General features: G+C 72.8%; 16 protein-coding genes. 8 read left to right on the top strand and 8 right to left on the bottom strand.

Going from position 1 to position 18,369, the window contains the following annotated elements; genetic code table 11:
* Positions 1–162 precede the first annotated feature (162 nt).
* From ACWGB8_RS21550 to ACWGB8_RS21540, 3 genes are all read left to right on the top strand, one after another.
* Positions 163–951, top strand: coding sequence for a glycoside hydrolase family 25 protein (locus ACWGB8_RS21550; protein WP_452215156.1), 789 nt, complete (start codon positions 163–165; stop codon positions 949–951).
* A gap of 126 nt (positions 952–1,077) precedes the next feature.
* Complete coding sequence (locus tag ACWGB8_RS21545) at positions 1,078–1,764, top strand: hypothetical protein (RefSeq protein ID WP_452215155.1); 687 nt, start codon at positions 1,078–1,080, stop codon at positions 1,762–1,764.
* A gap of 485 nt (positions 1,765–2,249) precedes the next feature.
* Positions 2,250–4,019 carry a S8 family serine peptidase gene (locus tag ACWGB8_RS21540; protein ID WP_452215154.1) on the top strand — a complete coding sequence of 590 codons (1,770 nt, stop codon included), beginning with the start codon at positions 2,250–2,252 and terminating at the stop codon, positions 4,017–4,019.
* Positions 4,020–4,328: 309 nt separating this feature from the next.
* On the opposite strand, the gene ACWGB8_RS21535 is transcribed toward ACWGB8_RS21540, so the two are convergent.
* Entirely contained in the window at positions 4,329–4,598 is a 270-nt protein-coding gene (locus ACWGB8_RS21535) for a hypothetical protein (protein WP_452215153.1), read from the bottom strand.
* A gap of 12 nt (positions 4,599–4,610) precedes the next feature.
* Between ACWGB8_RS21535 and ACWGB8_RS21530 the strand changes: the two genes are divergently transcribed.
* Positions 4,611–4,943, top strand: coding sequence for a hypothetical protein (locus ACWGB8_RS21530; protein ID WP_452215152.1), 333 nt, complete (start codon positions 4,611–4,613; stop codon positions 4,941–4,943).
* 150 nt (positions 4,944–5,093) lie between these two features.
* Here ACWGB8_RS21530 and ACWGB8_RS21525 read toward each other — a convergent pair whose 3' ends face one another.
* Positions 5,094–6,092 carry a DUF4389 domain-containing protein gene (locus ACWGB8_RS21525; protein ID WP_452215151.1) on the bottom strand — a complete coding sequence of 333 codons (999 nt, stop codon included), beginning with the start codon at positions 6,090–6,092 and terminating at the stop codon, positions 5,094–5,096.
* A 382-nt stretch (positions 6,093–6,474) separates the two neighbouring features.
* Here ACWGB8_RS21525 and ACWGB8_RS21520 point away from each other — a divergent pair, with 382 nt between their 5' ends.
* Positions 6,475–6,942, top strand: a complete 468-nt coding sequence (locus ACWGB8_RS21520; RefSeq protein ID WP_452215150.1) for a hypothetical protein — start codon at positions 6,475–6,477, stop codon at positions 6,940–6,942.
* A 1,614-nt stretch (positions 6,943–8,556) separates the two neighbouring features.
* Positions 8,557–9,183 (top strand): hypothetical protein, encoded by a 627-nt coding sequence (locus ACWGB8_RS21515; RefSeq protein WP_452215149.1) that lies wholly within the window; start codon positions 8,557–8,559, stop codon positions 9,181–9,183.
* Between the two features lie 667 nt (positions 9,184–9,850).
* Here ACWGB8_RS21515 and ACWGB8_RS21510 read toward each other — a convergent pair.
* The 5 genes from ACWGB8_RS21510 to ACWGB8_RS21490 form a co-directional block, all read right to left on the bottom strand.
* Positions 9,851–10,921 carry a bile acid:sodium symporter family protein gene (locus ACWGB8_RS21510; RefSeq protein WP_452215148.1) on the bottom strand — a complete coding sequence of 357 codons (1,071 nt, stop codon included), beginning with the start codon at positions 10,919–10,921 and terminating at the stop codon, positions 9,851–9,853.
* A 218-nt stretch (positions 10,922–11,139) separates the two neighbouring features.
* Positions 11,140–11,577 (bottom strand): hypothetical protein, encoded by a 438-nt coding sequence (locus ACWGB8_RS21505; RefSeq protein ID WP_452215147.1) that lies wholly within the window; start codon positions 11,575–11,577, stop codon positions 11,140–11,142.
* Between the two features lie 92 nt (positions 11,578–11,669).
* A complete protein-coding gene (locus tag ACWGB8_RS21500; protein ID WP_452215146.1) occupies positions 11,670–12,554 on the bottom strand; it encodes an isocitrate lyase/PEP mutase family protein in 885 nt (294 codons plus the stop codon).
* 378 nt (positions 12,555–12,932) lie between these two features.
* Entirely contained in the window at positions 12,933–13,445 is a 513-nt protein-coding gene (locus ACWGB8_RS21495) for a GNAT family N-acetyltransferase (protein ID WP_452215145.1), read from the bottom strand.
* 181 nt (positions 13,446–13,626) lie between these two features.
* Positions 13,627–14,496, bottom strand: a complete 870-nt coding sequence (locus tag ACWGB8_RS21490; RefSeq protein ID WP_452215144.1) for a class I SAM-dependent methyltransferase — start codon at positions 14,494–14,496, stop codon at positions 13,627–13,629.
* 344 nt (positions 14,497–14,840) lie between these two features.
* Here ACWGB8_RS21490 and ACWGB8_RS21485 point away from each other — a divergent pair, with 344 nt between their 5' ends.
* Positions 14,841–15,989: a DUF5954 family protein gene (locus tag ACWGB8_RS21485; protein WP_452215143.1), complete on the top strand. Its 1,149-nt coding sequence runs from the start codon at positions 14,841–14,843 to the stop codon at positions 15,987–15,989.
* Between the two features lie 46 nt (positions 15,990–16,035).
* On the opposite strand, the gene ACWGB8_RS21480 is transcribed toward ACWGB8_RS21485, so the two are convergent.
* On the bottom strand, positions 16,036–16,953 hold the full coding sequence (locus ACWGB8_RS21480) for an acyltransferase domain-containing protein (protein ID WP_452215142.1): 918 nt from the start codon (positions 16,951–16,953) through the stop codon (positions 16,036–16,038).
* 552 nt (positions 16,954–17,505) lie between these two features.
* Between ACWGB8_RS21480 and ACWGB8_RS21475 the strand changes: the two genes are divergently transcribed.
* Entirely contained in the window at positions 17,506–18,354 is an 849-nt protein-coding gene (locus tag ACWGB8_RS21475) for an NmrA family NAD(P)-binding protein (RefSeq protein WP_452215141.1), read from the top strand.
* The last annotated feature ends 15 nt before the right edge of the window (positions 18,355–18,369 follow it).

Genomic DNA, 18,369 nt, shown 5'->3' with positions numbered 1-18,369 from the left:
CGGGCAATCCATCGAATGCCTGCCCGAGCCGACCACCGCACCACCACCCGACCCGACCACCGCACCACCACCCGACCCGACCACCCCGCCACCCCAAGACCGGACCGACCACCCCACCCGACCACCCCACTCCCTCGTGAACCACAGCAGAGGAGAACGCCAGTGAAGCCCCGTCTCCCCCTCGGGCTCCGTACGAAGCTCTGCGCGACCAGCAGGCTGACCGTCCTCGCCCTCGCGCTCGTCTCGGCCCTGGCCACCACCCCGGCCATCGGCGCCGACCGGGTCGGCACCGGGCCGGACGCCTACCAGGTCCGGGGCTTCGACACCTACCACGGCGACCACGCCGACCGGGAGCGCAAGCCCTTCGACTGGCCCGCCGTGGTCAGGGGCGGCCAGTCCTTCGTGATGCTCAAGGCCACCCAGGGCACCGGTTTCACGGACGGCTGGTTCGCCCGTGACCTCGCCGGCGCCCGTTCGGTCGACCTGATCCGTTCCGGCTACCACTACTTCACCGCCGACAAGGGCGGCGCGGCGCAGGCCGACCACTTCCTGGGCGTGCTGCGCCGTGAGGGCTTCACCGGTACCCAGCCGGGTGAACTCCCGCCCGTGTTGGACCTGGAGGAGTGCGAGCGCGACGGCCACCGGCTGCGCCTCGCCGAGGTGAAGGCGTTCGTCGAGCGGGTCGAGAAGGTCTCCGGAACGTCGCCGATCGTCTACACGCGCCGCAACTTCGTCGACGAGTGCCTGGGCGGGACGAAGGAGTTGAGCGGTCACCGGGTCTGGCTCGCCCGTTACGGCAGCACCCCGCCCCGACCGCTGCCCGGCGCCGAGGGCTGGGACTTCTGGCAGTACACCGACCGCGCGAACGTGCCGGGCGTCGGTTCCGAGGTCGACGCGAACGTCTTCCACGGCGACCGCGCGGCCCTGCGCCGCCTGGCCCACCTGGGCTGACCGAGCCCGTCCCGGGAAACCGGCAGCGGGCGCCGCGCTGCGACGCAGGGCCAGCCTGCCCCGCCGACTTCCCGCGAACCCACCCCACGACCGGTGACACACCATCGGAAACCGAAGGAGAACACCTTGAACACCATCAACCGCATCCGTCGCATCCGTCGCTGGACCGTCCCGGCGGTCGCCGCCACCGCCCTGCTCGGTTCGCTCTCCCTCACCGGCCCCGCTGCCGCCGAGGCGGCCGCCCAGGTCGCCTTCCGGTCCACCGCCGTCGCCGCCCCGACCGCGGTGGACGCCGTGGACGGCGTGACCGTCCCGGACACCACCGACGGGTCGGCGTCCACCACCGACCCGGCCGCGACCGGCGGCCTCCGGGCCGCCGCGCCGAAGATGAAGCGGGCGGAGATGATCCGGCGCGCCAAGGTCTGGCTCAAGGACAACAACGGCAAGCAGGTCCCGTACAGCCAGAAGAAGAACTGGAAGGACGGCTACCGGCAGGACTGCTCGGGCTACGTCTCGATGGCCCTCAAGCTGCCCAAGTCCGGGCCGAACACGGTGTCGCTGAAGAACGACGGCTGGACCAAGCCGATCGCGATGTCGGCGCTGCGCCAGGGCGACCTGGTCATCAAGGCCAACAGCAACGACTCGAACCGTCGTCACGTGGTCATCTTCGACCACTGGACGGACAGCAAGCACACCTCCTACGTCGCCTACGAGCAGGCGGGGAAGGTCGGGACCCGGGTCAAGACCCACGCGTACGGTCTGAAGTCCGGTGACGGCTACCACGCCCACCGCCCGGTCAACCTGGTGGACTGACACCCGGTCGCCGGGAAGCCGCGCGTCGGTCTCTCCTGCCGAACGCACCTCACGCACCGCACCGCGCATCTCACGCACCGCACCGCGCACCGCACCGCACCTCACGCACCGCACCGCGCACCGCACCGCACCTCACGCACCGCACGCGCATCTCACGCACCGCCGCCGTGGCACTCCGCCCCGGCGGCGGTGCCGTTTCGGGCGACTTCGTCGAGGGCGCGGTTGATGCTCCGCGGACGGGGCCGGGCGGCGGAACGCTCGGCCGGGTCCGAACCATTGTTGTGCGTAAAAGTTGACGCCCCTGTGACAAATTCAGGTGGAAAAAGTCTTCCCTGGCTGCCCGTCACTCTGGCATGTTGCGTTCATCCCCCATGCACCCGTGCGCCAGGCGTACGGGTGATCGATCGGCGCGCCACCAGCGCCCGAGGTGCTCCCGGAGGACGCACTTGTCTCCCCTGATATCCCGGCGAATCGCACGCCCGGCCATGGCTGTGGCGATCGCTTCGGCCATGTCGCTGGCGATCCCCGCATCGCTCGCCACCGCCGCGACCACCGCTCCCGCAACTTCCGTCTCCGCCACCACGGCTGAGGCCTCCACGGCCGCCACCGCCGCGGCTGCCTGGGCAGCAGGCACCCGCGCGTACCTGGTCATCACCACGCCCGGTGACACCGCCGCCGCGAAGTCGGCGGTCGCCGCCAACGGCGGCAGCGTCTTCGCCGCGTACGACGCGATCGGCGTCCTCGTCGCCCACTCCGCCTCCACCGGCTTCGCCGCCGCGCTGCGCGGCGTGAGCGGGGTGCAGCAGGTCGGCGCGACCCGGACCTCCGACGTCCCGGCCGACGCGTACAACCCGGCGCTGCCCGCGAACCCGACGCAGGCGGCCACCACGCTGACCGAGTCCAACCGCTGGGACATGACCCAGATCAAGGCCGACCAGGCCTGGGCGGTGACCACCGGTTCGTCCGCCGTCAAGGTGGGTGTTCTGGACACCGGCGTGGACGACCAGCACCAGGACCTGGCGCCGAACTTCAACGCCGCCGACTCCGTCTCCTGCGCGTACGGCAAGGCCGACACCCGCTTCGGTGCCTGGCGCGACGTCGACACGCACGGCACCCACGTGGCCGGCACCATCGCCGCGGCCAAGAACGGCAAGGGCGTCATCGGCGTCGCCCCGACCGTGAAGATCTCCGCGGTCCGGATCGCCGAGCCGACCTCCACCCTGTTCTTCGCGGAGAACACGGTCTGCGGCTTCATGTGGGCCGGTGACCACGGCTTCAAGGTCACCAACAACAGCTACTACACCGACCCGTGGCAGTTCAACTGCCCGAACGACCTGGACCAGGCCGCCATCATCGAGGGCGTCCGCCGCGCCCAGGTCTACGCCGAGAACAAGGGCTCGCTGCAGGTCGCCGCCGCCGGCAACAGCAACTACGACCTGGCGAACAAGACCACCGACACGTCGAGCCCCAACGACTCGACCCCGGTGACCCGGACCATCACCAACGCCTGCATCGACATCCCGACCGAGCTGCCCGGTGTCGTCACCGTCGCGGCGATGGGCAAGGGCAACGTCAAGGCCTCGTACTCCAACTTCGGCCGCAGCGTCATCGACGTCGCCGCCCCCGGTGGCGACGGCAGCAACGGCGTCTACTCCACGCTGCCCGGCGGCAAGTACGGCAACATGAACGGCACCTCGATGGCGTCCCCGCACGTCGCGGGCGTCGCCGCGCTGATGGCGAGCGCCAACCCGTCGCTCACCCCGGCCGACATCCGGGCCCGCCTGGCCTCGGACGCCACGGACACCGCCTGCCCGTCCGACAGCCGCTGCACCGGCACCACGGCCAACAACGGCTTCTTCGGTGACGGCCAGGTCGACGCCCTCAAGGCGGTCGGCAGCACCCCGCCGCCCGGCAAGTACTTCGAGAACCTCACCGACGTCACCGTCAACGACAACGCCACCGTGGAGAGCTCCCTCACGGTCAGCGGCGTGACCGGCAACGCGCCGGCCGCGCTCAAGGTCGGCGTTGACATCAAGCACACTTACCGCGGGGACCTGGTCGTCTCGCTGGTCGCGCCGGACGGCACCGTCCACCTGCTGGAGGATTTCGCCAACAGCGACAGCGCCGACAACGTCATCAAGACCTACACGGTCAACGCCTCGGGCAACGCCGCCAACGGCACCTGGAAGCTCCGGGTCCGCGACATCGCCTCGTCCGACGTGGGCAAGATCGACGCCTGGAACCTCACCTTCTGACGTTCCGGCACGCACAACGCGTACAACCCGCACAACCCGTACAACGCGTACCACCCGCACGATCCGCACGGATCGTACGACCCCGCTCGGCTCCGGCCCGCCCGGGCCGCGGACACCCCTGGCGGGTGAGCCGCCCGAACCGGCGGGAGAGCCGCGGGTACGCGGTCGTCCATGACGTCGGCCTCCAGGACCTGACCACGGTCCTGGAGGCCGACGTCGTCGTTGTGGCGGGAGCGGGAGCGGGAGCGGGAGCGGGAGCGGGAGCGGGCGCCGGTGCGGGTACGGGTGTGGGGGAGTCCCGCCGGGCGGTCAGCCGGCCCGGCGCGCCGCGAGCCGTTCCGTGAGCGCCCGGTCGAGCACCTCGCCGAGCCCCGCGGCGAAGGCCCGGGGGTGGGTCAGGTTGCCGTTGTGGCCGCCGGGCAGTACGGCGGCGTCCCTTCCGAGCCGCTCGGCCAGCACCTCGGCGCAGCGATAGCTGTAGACCGCCGGATCGGTGGTCAGCCCGACGGCCGGCACCACCAGGGTCGGACCGGTGGCGAGCGCGTCGGCCTCGGCGGGGCCGAGGGCGCTCAGGCGCAACGTGGTCAGGTCGTGGCCGAGGAAGGCCGCGAAGTCGGCCTCGCGCTCGGGACGCAGAGCCAGGTGTCCACCGCCGTCGCCCGGCTGCGCGAAGCCGGATCGATCGTCACCGAGGTCGACCCCGCGGACCGCCGTCGCATGCTGGTCCGGCGGGCCCCGGAGCTCACACCCCGGCGGATCGAGGTCGCCGGTGCCACGATCGACGACGCGCTCGTCCGGGCGCTCGGCACCGACGACCCGCAGGCGCTGGCCGAGGTGCTGGCAGCGCTCGACGTGCTGGGACGGCGGCTGACGCCGGCCACGATCCGTCGGCTCCGTACCGGGGCGGCGGGAGGACCCGGCTGACCCGCACTCCGTGGGCCGGCACCACCGCCCCGCCGGCATGCCCGCGCCGGCCTCGGGCGGTGGGTCGGGACGGTGGCGTCGGACGGTGGTGTCGGGGTGGTGCTGTTCGGCGACGCCGCGGTGTTCGGCGGGCCGCCGCGGAGGTGCCCGTCAGCGGCCCGCCGAGCTCCCGGCCGGTCCGGGGACGAGCTGCCCGACCACCCGCGGGGCGCCGCTCAGGTTGTCGTTGTCCTTGTCGTCCCAGTCCATCGAGCCCGTCAGCGAGGACGTGCCCCAGCTCACGATCCCGATCAGGATGAACACCACCAGGAGGCCGCGCCCGGCACCGCTCAGCACCAGCGGCCGGGTCGCCGAGGCGGCGCCGCCGCCGATCGGGCCGGGCACCGCACCCTTGCCCATGTCCACGCCCGCACCGGCCGCCGTTCCTGCCGCCGCCCCCGCTCCTGCACCGGCTGCCGTTCCTGCTCCCGCTCCTGCCCCCGCCCCGGCACCTGCGCCTGCGCCCGTCCAGCCCGGGACCGGGCCGCCCAGCAGGGTGCGCTCGTCCTCGCCGAAGAGCCCCTTCGGGTAGGCGGACGACAGCATCAGCAGGTACGCCTCGTAGCGGTACCGGTAGCGCACGATCGCCGCGGTCGCCTCGAACAGCGGCCTCGGCATCCGCCCCAGCACCAGTACGACCAGCCAGCTGATGAACGAGACCGTCCACCACCCGCTGGCCAGCACCCCCTGGATGATCGCGGCCGGGATCGCCAGGATCAGTCGGAAGAACACCGCGAGCCGGTTCAGCTCGCCCGGCCGCATCTCCACCTGGACGGGATAGTCCGGCGCGTGGAAGGCGAACGGCGGGTACCGGTCGAGCGTCAGCATCGCGTACGCGTTCACCCGGGTCCCGTACGCGACGTACCCGGACAGGTACGTCGCGGCGAAGTCCGGCAGCCGGCCCAGCACCAGCGCGCCGAACCAGCCGATCACCACCACGAAGAACGCGACCACCGACAGCACCCAGACGACGATGAACTGCGGGATCAGCAGCAGCAGTCGCACGAGGACGGTCAGCCGGTTCTGCTGCCCGGGCTCGGGCATGTCGAGCACCGGCAGGAACTCGACAGCGCCCGGCGGGGGAGCGGGGGCGGGGGGCGCGTCCCACATTCGGGGCCTCCAGGTTTCCGGGAAGTGAGGTCTCCGGGCGCCGCCCGCGCTCGGCGGAGTCGACGTGCGGCGGCGGACAGCCGTGTCTCCGAAGATCGCAGCCCATCGCCGCGGCCGCCTGCCGGGCTGACCCGAGCGGGGTACCCCCCGGGCGCTGCCGCCCCGCACCGCACCGCCCCGCGCCGCCCGTGCTCGGCTCCAGCTCCGGTCGCCGCGCGGATCCGAACGGTCGCCGGCGTTCCAGGTCGAGTACCGGAAGGGCGGCATCGATCAGGATCGGGCACTTCCGGTCGGCCGGCCTGCGGCCTCCCCGGAGCCGACACGATCGATCGGATCAGCTCGATGTCACGGTCACGCAGCGGACAGCCGTGGAGGCACCCGGATGCCGAAGCCCGACGATTCCCCCGACCTCACAGATTCCCCCGACCTCTCCGATATCGCCGGCCTTCCCCATCGCCCCGGCCTCTCCGTACCTCCTGGCCGCCCCGTGGCGGCGGACCCCTCCGCGCAGCAGGGCTTCCCCGACCGCTTCGACCTCACCGCCTTCCTGGGCACCTCGGCCGCCCTCACCGGCGTCGACGAACACGAACTTCGGGCCACTGGCCTGGCCGAGGAGCACTGCCGCCGGGCCGCCGAACGCCTCGGCACCGTCACCCCCGCCCCCGGCACCGACGCGGCCCGCGAACTCACCTACCTCTGGTACGCCGGCACCTGGCCCGACGGCAGCGGCGCCGGCGCCCACGGCTACCGCGCCGGCCTGATGTGGCGCACCCTCGACACCGACCCGCCCGACACCACCGTGCCCGGCCACAGCCCCTGGCCCCGTCCCCCGCGGCCCGGCGCCCGTTGAGCCGGTGGTGCGGCCCGGTCCGCCACCCGTGCCGCTTCCACCCGTGCCGGTTCCACTCCTGCCGACAACGACCACGAGGACAGCGCCCCCACCGGCCGGCCGGACCCGGCGCAGTGACCGCAGGGGCGCCGCACCGCGGCGATGTCCATGCCGGACCGAGCCGCCGACCACCCTTCGGACCTGTCCCTGATCAACGAGCGCGTACGGCGGGTGCGCTCGCACCGTAGGGCGGGAGAGACGCCGGCCGTGGACCGGGGCGGAGCACAGCCCGAGGACCGACCGTCCCGGCAGTTCGAGGAGGACCGGTGCGCGCTGTATCCCCCGAGCGTCCGCGGGGTGGACGTCGGGGGCTGGAGTTGTTCCTCCTGGACGCCGACGTCGCCGGCCTTGTCCAGAGCGCGTGGAACGGCGGACTCGACCACGACGAGGCCTCCCTCCTCCAGGCGTGCCCTGCGGACTCGACGGGATCACTCCCTTGATCAACGAGGAGTACTGCGCCTCGTCCTTCACGAGGCTTCGAACGATCGCCGGACTTGCCGCAGCACGTCCTCCCACCGCGACCTGAGCGCGGGGGTGCAGGGGGGACAGGCCCCGTGAAGCCGCCGACGAACGGCTGAGCGGCCGTGCCAACACGGCAATACGAACCGATGGGACGGGGTGCGAATGCGACCTCGTGCCGTAATCGCGTGCCGGTTCGGCCTCAGGCCGAGTGCCGCACAACAGGCATCGAACTCGTACAGGACCGAGTACCGCTGCCGCTGCAGTGCTCAGCCGTTGTCGCTGCGGCCGACGGGGACAGTGCTGAGGCGGGCGTGGAATTGGCCCCCGTGCCAATGTCCAATGTCCAATGGCCGACGTTCGACAGTGCGGTTCACGGCGGACAGGAACCCGATCGGGCACGGCCGGGGGCAAGCCCTGCGCGCCGGGCGGCGGCCGTTTCGGTTGCCTGCCGGATCTGCGGGGTGAGGGAGGGACGTTCTTCGCCTTCGGTCGCGTTCACCGGATCGCGGCGGATGCTTCCGACGAAGGGCGACGGTCCCGCGGTCCGGAATCCAGGTGGGGGCACCGCGGTGAATGCGGGCCTGTCGATTCGGGGCCGCTCCCCTTCGTGCGGCCGCACCGGGAATGGTGGGCCGGGTCCGGGCGGCGGGGCGCAATAGGAGTGGTCGCGGGTGGGCGCGGTCGGCTCGTTCGGGAGGCTTCGTGGTTCGGCGTCGCCGGGAGATCGCAGATGCCGGAGAGGCCGGCCGGAGGCGGCGATTTCTGCTGCCGGTTCACGGCCATGAGCCGGGGAGCGGGTGTGGTCGGACTGAGGGAATGGCTGATTCGTTGTCCGGCCGGCGTGCGGCTCGTTCATTCCGCGTGCTCGTGTCAGGGGTGACGGAATGCCGGGGGAGCGGGTGAGTATAGCGGTCCGTGAACCAGGGGTGGCCGCGAGGTGATGGCTCGGTGGCCCGTGGCCGCCGATGTGCCTGTGACGGGTGGGGTGCCAACTCCGATCATTTTCGGCCGATGTTTCGAACCGGAGCGAAAACGGGAGAGAACCGGGAGGGATTGCGGCGTCGAGAGCGTTGGAATCCCGTCCGTACGGTTGATGGCAGAAAAGAGCTTGCCATGAACGAGCACGACGGTGAATCCTCTCACAACGATCCGACGTATTCCGAGACCGACGTACACGAGGCGTACCGCGAACGGTACGCCCGGGCCGCCGAGAGCGACGGGCACCGGGCCGCAGCCGGGACCGAGCCCGGCCGCGACGAAATGCCGCGTGCCGGGCTGGCCGACGGCGGGGCGGGAGAAGCCCCGGTCGGCGGTCCATTCGTCAGCGGCCGTGCCGGGCATCGGCACGGCTTCGAGCCGCAATTCCCCCACCGTGCCGCCGGCGCGGCTTTCCGAAGCGAGCGAATCCATCGACGGGACGGCATCACCATGCTCCGGAACACGATCGACCCGCAGACGCCGCTGATCGACCGAATCCACTGTCTGCTCGACGACCCCGCCTCGGTCGTCGACGCTCCGTCCGTGGTGCCCCGGGTACCGGCTCAGCGCCGGTCGCCCGACCTGATACCCCCGCCGGCACCCGTGCCTGCCCGGCCCGAACGGCCGCCCCTGCGCACGGTGGAACCGGAGATCTGTTCAGCCGGTCGGATCCCGTGCCGGAAGGAGGGCGCGAGGCTCTACCCGGGCGGCTGGTTCTGCGACCGGCACCGGCCGGGCGCACCGGCCGACGCGGGCCTCTGACGGCGGGCCGGGGCACGAGCGCGGTTCCGGGCGCGGCCGGTCCGGCGCGGGTCGCCGTTCCGGTCGCACGCGCCGACGGGAGTATCGGCGCAGCGCGTTCGGGAGTTCGGCGTGAGGTGGTGGCCGGCCCGAAATCCCTTACGGGGCCTCGGGCGGTCGCTGTTAGGGTCGTCCGCACCCATGAACGAATTCGAAGCCCTCGATCACCTTCACGACGGCGCCGACTACCGGCGGTTGGCGCAGCGCGCCACGGACGCGGAGGTGCTTCGGGTGCTCGCGCGCAACCCCCTTCCGTTCGTCGCGCACGCGATCGGGCGCAACCCCGCTGCGCCCGCGGATCTCCTGGTCGAGTTGATGGAGCGGCGGAACACGCCGTGGAACGACAACTGCCTGCTGCGTCTCGTCGCCGAGCACCCGGCGACGGACGCGGTGGCGCTGGACCGACTGCTGGACACCCTGACCCGGCGGCTCCGGGAGGGGCATCGCCCGTACGCGGCGGTGCTCGCCCTGGCCGACCGGTCGACGGCCTGGCCCGAGGACGTGAGCGGGCGCATCGCGGCGCTCGGGTGGGTGCCGGGGGCCTCGGCCCGCCTCAGGCGGGGGCTCCGGCGGCGCCTCGATGCTCGGACGGTCCCTGACCCCACTGGGACGACGCCTGGCCCGACGCCTACGGAGCCTGGCCCGACGGCGACGGCCCCTGGCCCGACGCCGGCGGAGCCTGGCCTGAACCGGAGGGAGCGAGGGCTGCGCCGGGACGGGGAGTCGGAGCAGCGTGCGGTGGAGGTTCGTTAGCCGCTGCCGGGCCGTGGTCGGGCGCCCTGGCCCAGTGGCCGGCGAAGAGCGCCCCGGCGATCAGTTGGAGCTGGTGGTAGAGCATCAAGGGCAGTACCGAAAGACCGGGTCGGCCGTCGAAGAGCACGGTGGCCATGGGGAGTCCGTTGGCGAGGCTCTTCTGCGAGCCGCAGAGGATTGCGGTGATCCGGGACGGCGGGTCGAGGCCGAGCATCCGTGCCCCGAGACGGGCGCCGGTTGCGGTCAGGGCGAGCAGGACCGAGAGCACCAGGAGCAGCACCAGGAGGTCCGGGCCGCTGGTCCGGTTCCAACTGCCCTGGTCGACCGCGGCACTGAAGGCCGCGTAGACCACCAGCAGGATGGACCCGCGGTCCACCGCGGCGAGCGCGCGTTTGTGGCGGGCGAGGGGTGCGCCGAGCCGCGGCCGGAGCAGCTGGCCCGCCAGGAAGGGGGCGAGCAGTTGCCCGCCGATGTGCAGCAGGCCGTCGGCGGAGAGTGCGGTGTGCGAGCTCAACATCCACGCGGCGAGCAGCGGTGTGAGCAGGAGGCCGGCCAGGCTGGAGTAGGTGCCGGCACAGATGGCGCCGGGCACGTTGCCCCGGGCCGCCGACGTGAGCGCCACCGAGGACTGGACGGTGGACGGTACGAGGCACAGGAAGAGCACCCCGGTGCGCAGGTCCTCGCCCGGCGTGTGGGGCGTCAGTGCGGCCGTCGCGAGACCCATCGCGAGACCCAGGACCGGGAAGAGGGCGAAGGTGCAGGCGAGGACGAGAAGGTGCAGCCGCAGGTGTCGCAGACCTCCGAGCGTCTCGCGCGCCGACAGCTTGGCGCCGTAGAGGAAGAAGAGCAGTCCCACGGCGAGGTCGCATCCGTGGCCGACGGCCACGGCCGCCGGTCCGGTGTCCGGTAGAGCGGTGGCGAGTCCGACGGTGGAGGCGAGCGCCACGAGGTACGGGTCGAGGATCCGGCGCAGCCGTGCCGCTCGCGCGCCGCCCCGGGCGCGGGGTGGGGGTGCCGAGGGCGGTTGGGCCGGCGGGGGTACCGAGGGTGGTTGGGGTGGCGGGGTCGGCGGGGTCGGCACCGGTGTCGCGGTTCGCCCGACAGACAGCGTGGGAGGAGGGGACGGTGGGGTTGATCCGCCGACCCCGCTCCGCTGGAGGCGGCTCATCCGCTGCCGCCGTGAACGGGGGCGGCGCTCCGGTGGCCGGGGAGTGCAGGCGGGCCGAGCAGGGAGTCGACCAGTCCGGCCGGGGTGGGCCGGCGAGCTGTGGACGCGGGTGCTTCCGGTCTGCCGTCGGCGGTCGCGACATCGGAGCGCGTGGCGTCGGCGGTGGGCACAGCCTCGGTGGTGTCGGAGCGCGAGCCGTCGGTGAGTGCGCTCCGGCCGAGTCCGAGGACGGTGCCGGTGCGGCCGGCGGCAGCGTCGGCGAGGTCGCTGCCGGCCGAACCGCTGCCGGTCTGGAGATTGGCCGTGCGGTCGATCTCCACCACGGAGTCGGAGTGGGAGTTGTCGATCAGGGTGACCAGGCTGCCGTCGGCGGCGGCCTGGCCCGCGCCGGTGGCGAGCGCCGCGCAGACCGCGGCCATGGCGGTGAAGGTCACCGCAGCAGTCCGCTGCCGGGGAAGTTGCGGTCGTGGCCCCTGCAAGGGGATTGGACGCCCCCGGCGCGGAGCCGCGGCCCCGGCGGGAGGCGTCATGCCGTCACCGCCTCGGGCAGCCGGCCCCGGGCGATGTTCCGTTCGAGCAGCTCGGTGGACTCGCGGACGCCGATCTGGCACTCACCGCCCGTGCTGGCGGGGAGTCGGCCGTCGGCGACCTTGAGGCCGGCGAGTGCTTCGTCCATGGCCCGGTGGGCGGCGAACAGGCAGGGCGTGCTGTAGATGGCGACCTCCACCCCGAGGTCGGTCAGCTCGGTGAGGGAGAGGCGGGGGGACTTGCCGCCGGCGATCTGGTTGAACAGCAGCGGCTTGCCGTCGACGACCTCCCGGATCCGGCGGATCCATTCCTCGCTGCGGACTCCGTCGACCAGGACCACGTCCGCATCGGTGGCGGCCAGGGCCTCGGCACGGCGCAGGATGTCGCTCTCCTCGGTCGCGTCGGTCCGGGCGACCACGACCAGGTCGGTCCGGGCGGCGAGCACCAGGTGCAGCTTGTCGAGGTACTCGTCGAGCGGCAGCACCTGCTTGCCGTCGGCGTGCCCGCAGCGGCGCGGACGCTTCTGGTCCTCCAGGATCACGCCGGAGGCGCCGATCCGCTCCAGTCGGCGCACCACGTGGCAGGCGACCTCGGGGTCGACGTAGCCGTCGTCGATGTCGACCAGCAGGTGGTGCTGCGGGAAGGCGCCGCGCAGCCGCTCCACGAAGGCCACCATGTCGGGCCAGGCGATGAAGCCGATGTCGGGCAGGCCGTAGTAGGAGGCCGCGAACCCGAAGCCCGAGACGAACATGCCGTCGTAGTGCTCTGCGGCGATCGACGCCGAGTACATGTCGTAGACGCCGATGAGCGGGGTGGTGCCGGGCTCGGCGACGGCCTCGCGCAGTCGGCGCCCGTGGTCGGTCGAGTTGCTCGTGTGACGCAAGGTCTGTTCTCCTGCCTGGTCGGGAGTGCCGCCGAGCGGTGCGCGCGGCGCACACCGTGGAGTGGCGCTCCGGGCGACACGACGGTACTTTGCCGAAACTTGGTCAGTTCTAGGGCGAACTGATCCCCTCTCACTATGCGGGCTTTAATGTTCCGTAGCCAAATCTTTTCCGTGATTCCCCCCGCACGAGGGATATGCGTATGACTAGTCATGGGAATTCGGCGTCGAGACGCGAAAACCCCGCCGCGGACGGAGGGTCCGGGCGGGGCGGGGCGGGGCGGTTCGATTCGGGGCGGGAACGCGGGAGTGCGGTGCCGTGGAGGTGCGAACGATGCGAGCGGTGCGGGGCCCGAGGGTCGGAAGCGCCCGCGTCGCGGCTCAGCCGGCCGTGGTCGTCCCCGGGCGGTCGGGCAGCGCCAGCCACTCCTTCCAGGAGATGGTGTGGCCGATCAGGCTGGGCCGGGTGAAGGGCCACTCCTCCGCGAGCCAGCGCGGGACGAGGGCGTCGAGGTCCCGTTCCAGGGCGGTCCCGATGTGCTCGTCGACCACCCACCAGGAGATTTCGGCGTCCGATCCGGACTTCTGCGGAGGGTCGATGTACACGCAGCCGAGAAGTACCGTTTCGGCATTGTCGAAAAGGGCGTAGTTGAAGGACTCGTGAGCCTCGATCTCGACCTCGTGGCGGATCAGGTCCTCCCGGTCCTGCTCGACGGTCATGGTGGCCGGGGGCCAGCCCCAGGCCTCCCCGTAGACGGACCAGAGCCGCTCGCGTGACCCCATGACCGCCGGGTAGTCGAGGTCGGTGTCGGAGCCCTTGATCGGGCGCAGGTGGAACCCGCCGGGGAGCTCGGCGCGGAGGGGGTGGACGAAGTCGTCGGGCAGCCAGGTCATGCGCGGAGGCTAGCCGACGGCCCGTCGCCGGGCACCCGGTTTTCGGGCCGCGCCGGTGCAGCGCCGGTGCACCGGCGAGGTCGGTCCGTAGCCGGAACCGAAGCCAGTATCGGAGCCGGAGCCGGAACGGGTCCGGGGCGCGCGACCCGGCCCCGCTCCGCGCCGTTGAACTCCCTCCCCGTCAGGCCGTCACCGTGCTGCGCCGCGCAGCGCGCACCGCCTGCAGGACCCGGCGGGTCGCGCGGGTGGCCGCGGGCGGGAGCAGGTCCAGGGCCAGGCGTCGGGGCAGTGAGCGCCGGGGCGGCGCGGCCTGCTGGGCACGGTGGTCGAGCCGGTAGACCTGTGCGCCGGCGATGGTGTCCTCGTCCAGGGCGAAGCCCTCCGCGCGCCAGTCCCGGGAGAGCAGCAGGCGCTGGGCCTCGGCCGGGTCGCCCCACGTCCCGTAGAACTTCATCGGGGTGAGCAGGACGGGCCGGAGACCGCCGGTGAAGACCGCCTCCCAGACCGCCGCCGAGACGCCGGGAGTGTGTTCGGAGCGGTAGTCGTCCAGCACCACGATGCCGTCCTGTGCCAGTGCGGCCCGGGCCACGTCCACGTCGCCCGCCACGTGCTCGTAGAGGTGCGAGGCGTCGATGTGGACGAAGCGGCAGCTGCCGGCCCCGATCCGGCCGTCGGCGAGCACCGAGGTGGGGGCCTGGACGATCGTCGGGAGCTCGGGGTGGAAGGCCAGGTAGTTGGACTCGAAGGCGCTTCGGGTCAGGGTCCTGCGGTAGGACATGGCCATCTCGGCCGCGTTGTCGGCGTCGCCCGCCTCGGAGTCGAAGAGGTCGCAGACGGTGAGTGTCTCGCCGGACTGCAGGTGGTCGCCGAGCAGGACGGCGCTGCGGCCCAGGTAGGTGCCGAGTTCGAGGAGGTCGCCCTTGGTGCCCGCCCGGGTCTGGCCGCTCAGGAGGTGCGCGAAGACCGCCTGGTCGGCGGTGAAGAACCATCCGGGTATCGCGTCCCGGGTGAGCGCGGAGGAGCGGGCTGTTGCAGCGGCGGCACTGGTCACGGCGGTCTCCAGGAGGCGGGCGCAGCCCGCCGGAAGCCCCCGTCCGGCGGCGGCGCCGAGGTGTGAGGCGGATCAGCATAGCGACGGCGCACCCGTCTGCCGACCCCCTGCGCACGAGCGTCAACCACGAGGACGTGGGCCGTACCCGATCGCCACCCCATCGAGTGAATCCCACGCCGGTGCGGAGGGGGTGCCGGGCGGTCGGCGATTCGTCGCCGTCCTCGCATAAGTGCAGGTCGGAAGGGGTGCCGGCGGCGGCGTTCGAACCGTTCGGACGCCAGTGTGCCGGAACGGGCGCCGGGAAATGCCTGCGCCTGTTCAGAGGCCGGTGCCATTCTGCGGACATGACGCAGCGTGGCGAGGACGTACCGGAGTTCCGGACGGTCGGGGTGGGCGGGTCGGACGCCCCGGTCGCGGTGCTCGCGGACGTCGAGGCGTGGACGGCGCGGGAGGCCTACCCGAGGATCCTGGCGGCGGGCGGCCCGGCCTTCGGTGTGGCGAAGGAGCGCTCCGACGGGGCGTGGGAGCTCCTGCCGTACTTCGGTGAGTCGCAGCCGCAGTGCGTGCGCGACGGGCTGGCGTCGACCTTCCGCAGGGCGGCGGCCGAGGCCGGGACGGCCGGTGACGGGCGGGCGGCGGCGGAGTGCTCGGCGGCGGCGGTCCGGCTGGACGGCGAGGTGCTGGACGAGCTGACGGTGTGCGGGGTGCGCTACCGGGTGGTGCGCGCCGAGCAGTTCATCCGGTCCGGGCCGCAGGGGCCGGAGCCGCCAAGGCCGAGTGACCCGGATCCGGCGCCGCTCGGCGAGTCCCACCTGGCGCGGGACCCGCGGGACGGGTTCGTGCTGGACCCGGCCCGGCCGACCGGGAGGTCGGAGGGCGTCCTCAGGGAAGAGTTGCTGGGTCTCACCCCGGGAGCCGACGGAGTCGACGGCGCCGACCGGCGGGTCCGGGAGGATGCGCTCGCCGCGGTGGTCTCGCACCCCGGCGGGGTGCTGCTGCCGGCGGCCTTCATGGTCGCCGAGCAGGTCGGCGGCGCGGGCGGGCCGTGGGCGCCGAGGCTCGCCGGTCCGATCCGGACGCCGCAGGGCGCCCGGGAGACGGTGGCGCTGGGCTTCCGGGTGATCGACCCGGTGCGGCGACGGCTCGACCCGGAGCAGCGGGCCGCCTACGCCGAGGCTGCGGAACGGCTGGAGGGTGAGCGCTTGGACGAGATCCTGGTGGGCGGTCGACGGTTGCGGATCGTCCGGGTGGAGCAGTTGGTGCGGTTCGGGCCGGACGGTCCGGAGGGGCCCCGCCCCAGCGACCGCGACGATCAGGTGCCGTTCCTGGTGCAGCAGGCGGAACTGCGGGCCCAGGGCATCGATCCGGAGAGCGACGACCCTCCGGAGGAGCCGAGCGAGGAGGACCGGGAGCTGTCACGGCTGTTCGAGGAGGAGCGGCTCCGCCGCGAGGCCAGGCAGGAGGCGAACGCCCGTCGCCGCACGCAACGGTGAATCCGGCCGGGCCGCGCAGTGGGCCCGGCTCCGATGGCCACGGCCGTCAGCGGTCGGAGGAGAGCGGGAACCACCCGCTCACCACGTACCAGTGCCCGCCGGCCCGCAGGTGGTCGACCACCGCCCGTTGGACGGAGGTGTCGCGCGGCAGCGACTCCACAGGACGGTCGGGGTCGCCGAAGACGTAGCGCAGCGGCTCGGCGTCGTCCGGCTCGTCGGGACCACCGTCCAGGAAGGTGAAGCGCTGCTGGAAGCGAAGGATGTTGGAGTCGGGAGGGAGGTAGCGCGCGAGCTGTGGATCGAGGAGCCAGGAGGAGATGGACGCGGTGTCGTAGGGCTCGTCGGGCCAGTGTCGGGCGAAGAACTCCCGGGCCAGTGCCAGCGAACGGTCACAGGATGCGGGGTCGAGCGGGCCGTGGAAGTCCGGGACGTGCAGTTCCAGCGACCACGCGCCGAACCCGGCCGCCCTGGCAGCCTCCGCGGCCTTCTTGCGCAGATGCCGGCGCTGGAACTGCAGGCGGCCCAACTGGTACAACTCGCCGCGAAAGTGGAGGGTCAGCCAGGAGCCGGTGCCCAGGCCGCCGACCGTGCCCCGACGCCGGCCCACCGCCAACTGCCGCCCCAGGTCGGCGAGCGTCTGCCGGGAGACGGTCGACGGGATCCCGCGGGCCTCGTGGTAGGCCCGGGTGTGCGGGGCGAGCGCGACGAACAGCAGCACCGTCAGGCGCCGGCCGTCGGCCTCACTCACCCCGTCCGGCCATGTCACTGGCAGCCCGGACGGCAGGTGGTGCGTACCGATCACCGCCGCCTGTGCTGCCACGGCATGTTCGAAGGCCGAGCGGAGCTCCCGGTCCGCCGCGAGTCGTCCGTGCAGCGCGACGAGTCGGTTGACGTCCTCGAACGGGACTCCCAAGTCGATCAGTGCTGACGGGAGTTCGTCACTCCCGGGCAGTTCGTGCGTCATGGCCCACCTCCGTGCTCGGTCACGCATGCAGCATCCCTCGGGGCACCGGCGGCCCCACGGCCCGCGGGCCTTCTCCCGGCCCTACCCGGGCCTTCCCCGGACCGGGCGGCTCAAGCGGGCCGGAAGTCCCGGTGGCAGGCGCGGGGGGAGTGCGGACGCCGCTCCCGTCACCCCGTACCCGGGGGCGGACGAGCCGTACCCGCCGAGTGAGGACTCGTACCGCGCCGCACGGCCGCCCGACGCGGGCGACCCGCGTACGCACCTTCACCTGCACCCGCTTACGCCCATGCACCCCCCGGGCAAGCACCACCTGCCCACGCGCCCCACTTGCCCACGCGCCCCACTTGCCCCACTTGCCCACGCGCCCCACTTGCCCACGCGCCCCACCCGCCCACGCACTCCCCGCTCGCGCATGCGCGGAGCGACCGACGAGCCGTGGACTGGTGGACATGGAGGTGAGAGCCGCGGCCATGGTTCGGGACCTCCGGATGTCATTGACTTGTCCTCGTGAGCGAGAGCCGGGAAGCCGGCCCCACGACCGAGGAGAACACGATGACCGCCGACACGAACCAGACCACCACCCCCGCGACCGTCCTCGTCGTCGGCGGCAACGGCAAGACCGGAAGCCGGGTCGCCGAGCGGCTCACCGCCCGTGGCGTGAAGGCCCGGATCGCCTCGCGCAGCGCCGAGACCGCCTTCGACTGGACCGACCCCACCACCTGGGACGCCGCACTGGAGGGCGCCGACGCGGCCTACCTCACCTACTACCCGGACCTCGCCTTCCCCGGCGCCGTCGAGGCCGTGGGCGCGCTCGCCCGGCGCGCGGTGGCGGCCGGCGTCCGACGCCTGGTGCTGCTGTCGGGCCGCGGCGAGGAGGCCGCGTTCGATGCCGAGCAGGCCCTCCAGGACGCGGTGCGGGCCACCGGCACCTCCTGGACGGTCGTCCGCTGCGCCTGGTTCAACCAGAACTTCAGCGACGGCTTCTTCCTGGAGCCGGTGCTGTCGGGCGAGTTGGCGCTGCCGGTCGGCGACGCGGTCGAGCCGTTCGTCGACGTCGAGGACATCGCGGACGTGGCCGTCGCCGCGCTGCTGGAGGACGGGCACGACGGCGAGGTCTACGAGCTGACGGGGCCGCGGCTGCTCGGCTTCGCGGAGGTGGCCGAGGAGCTGTCCCGGGCGACCGGCCGCCCGATCGCGTTCCGCGCGGTGGAGCTGGAGGACTTCCGCCAGTACCTGGTCGAGGCCGGGCTGCCCGGCGACTTCGCCGACCTCTTCACCCTGATCCTGGACGGACGCAACGCGAGCCTGGCGGACGGTGTGCAGCGGGCCCTCGGCCGCGAGCCCCGGGACTTCGCCGACTACGTCCGGCAGACCGCGGCGACGGGCATCTGGAATGCCTGAGAGCAGCCGGGCCGC

The organism is Kitasatospora sp. NPDC054939 (assembly GCF_053610105.1).
Note: the sequence above shows the minus strand (reverse complement) of the source record. Positions and strands in the feature narration are given on the sequence as shown.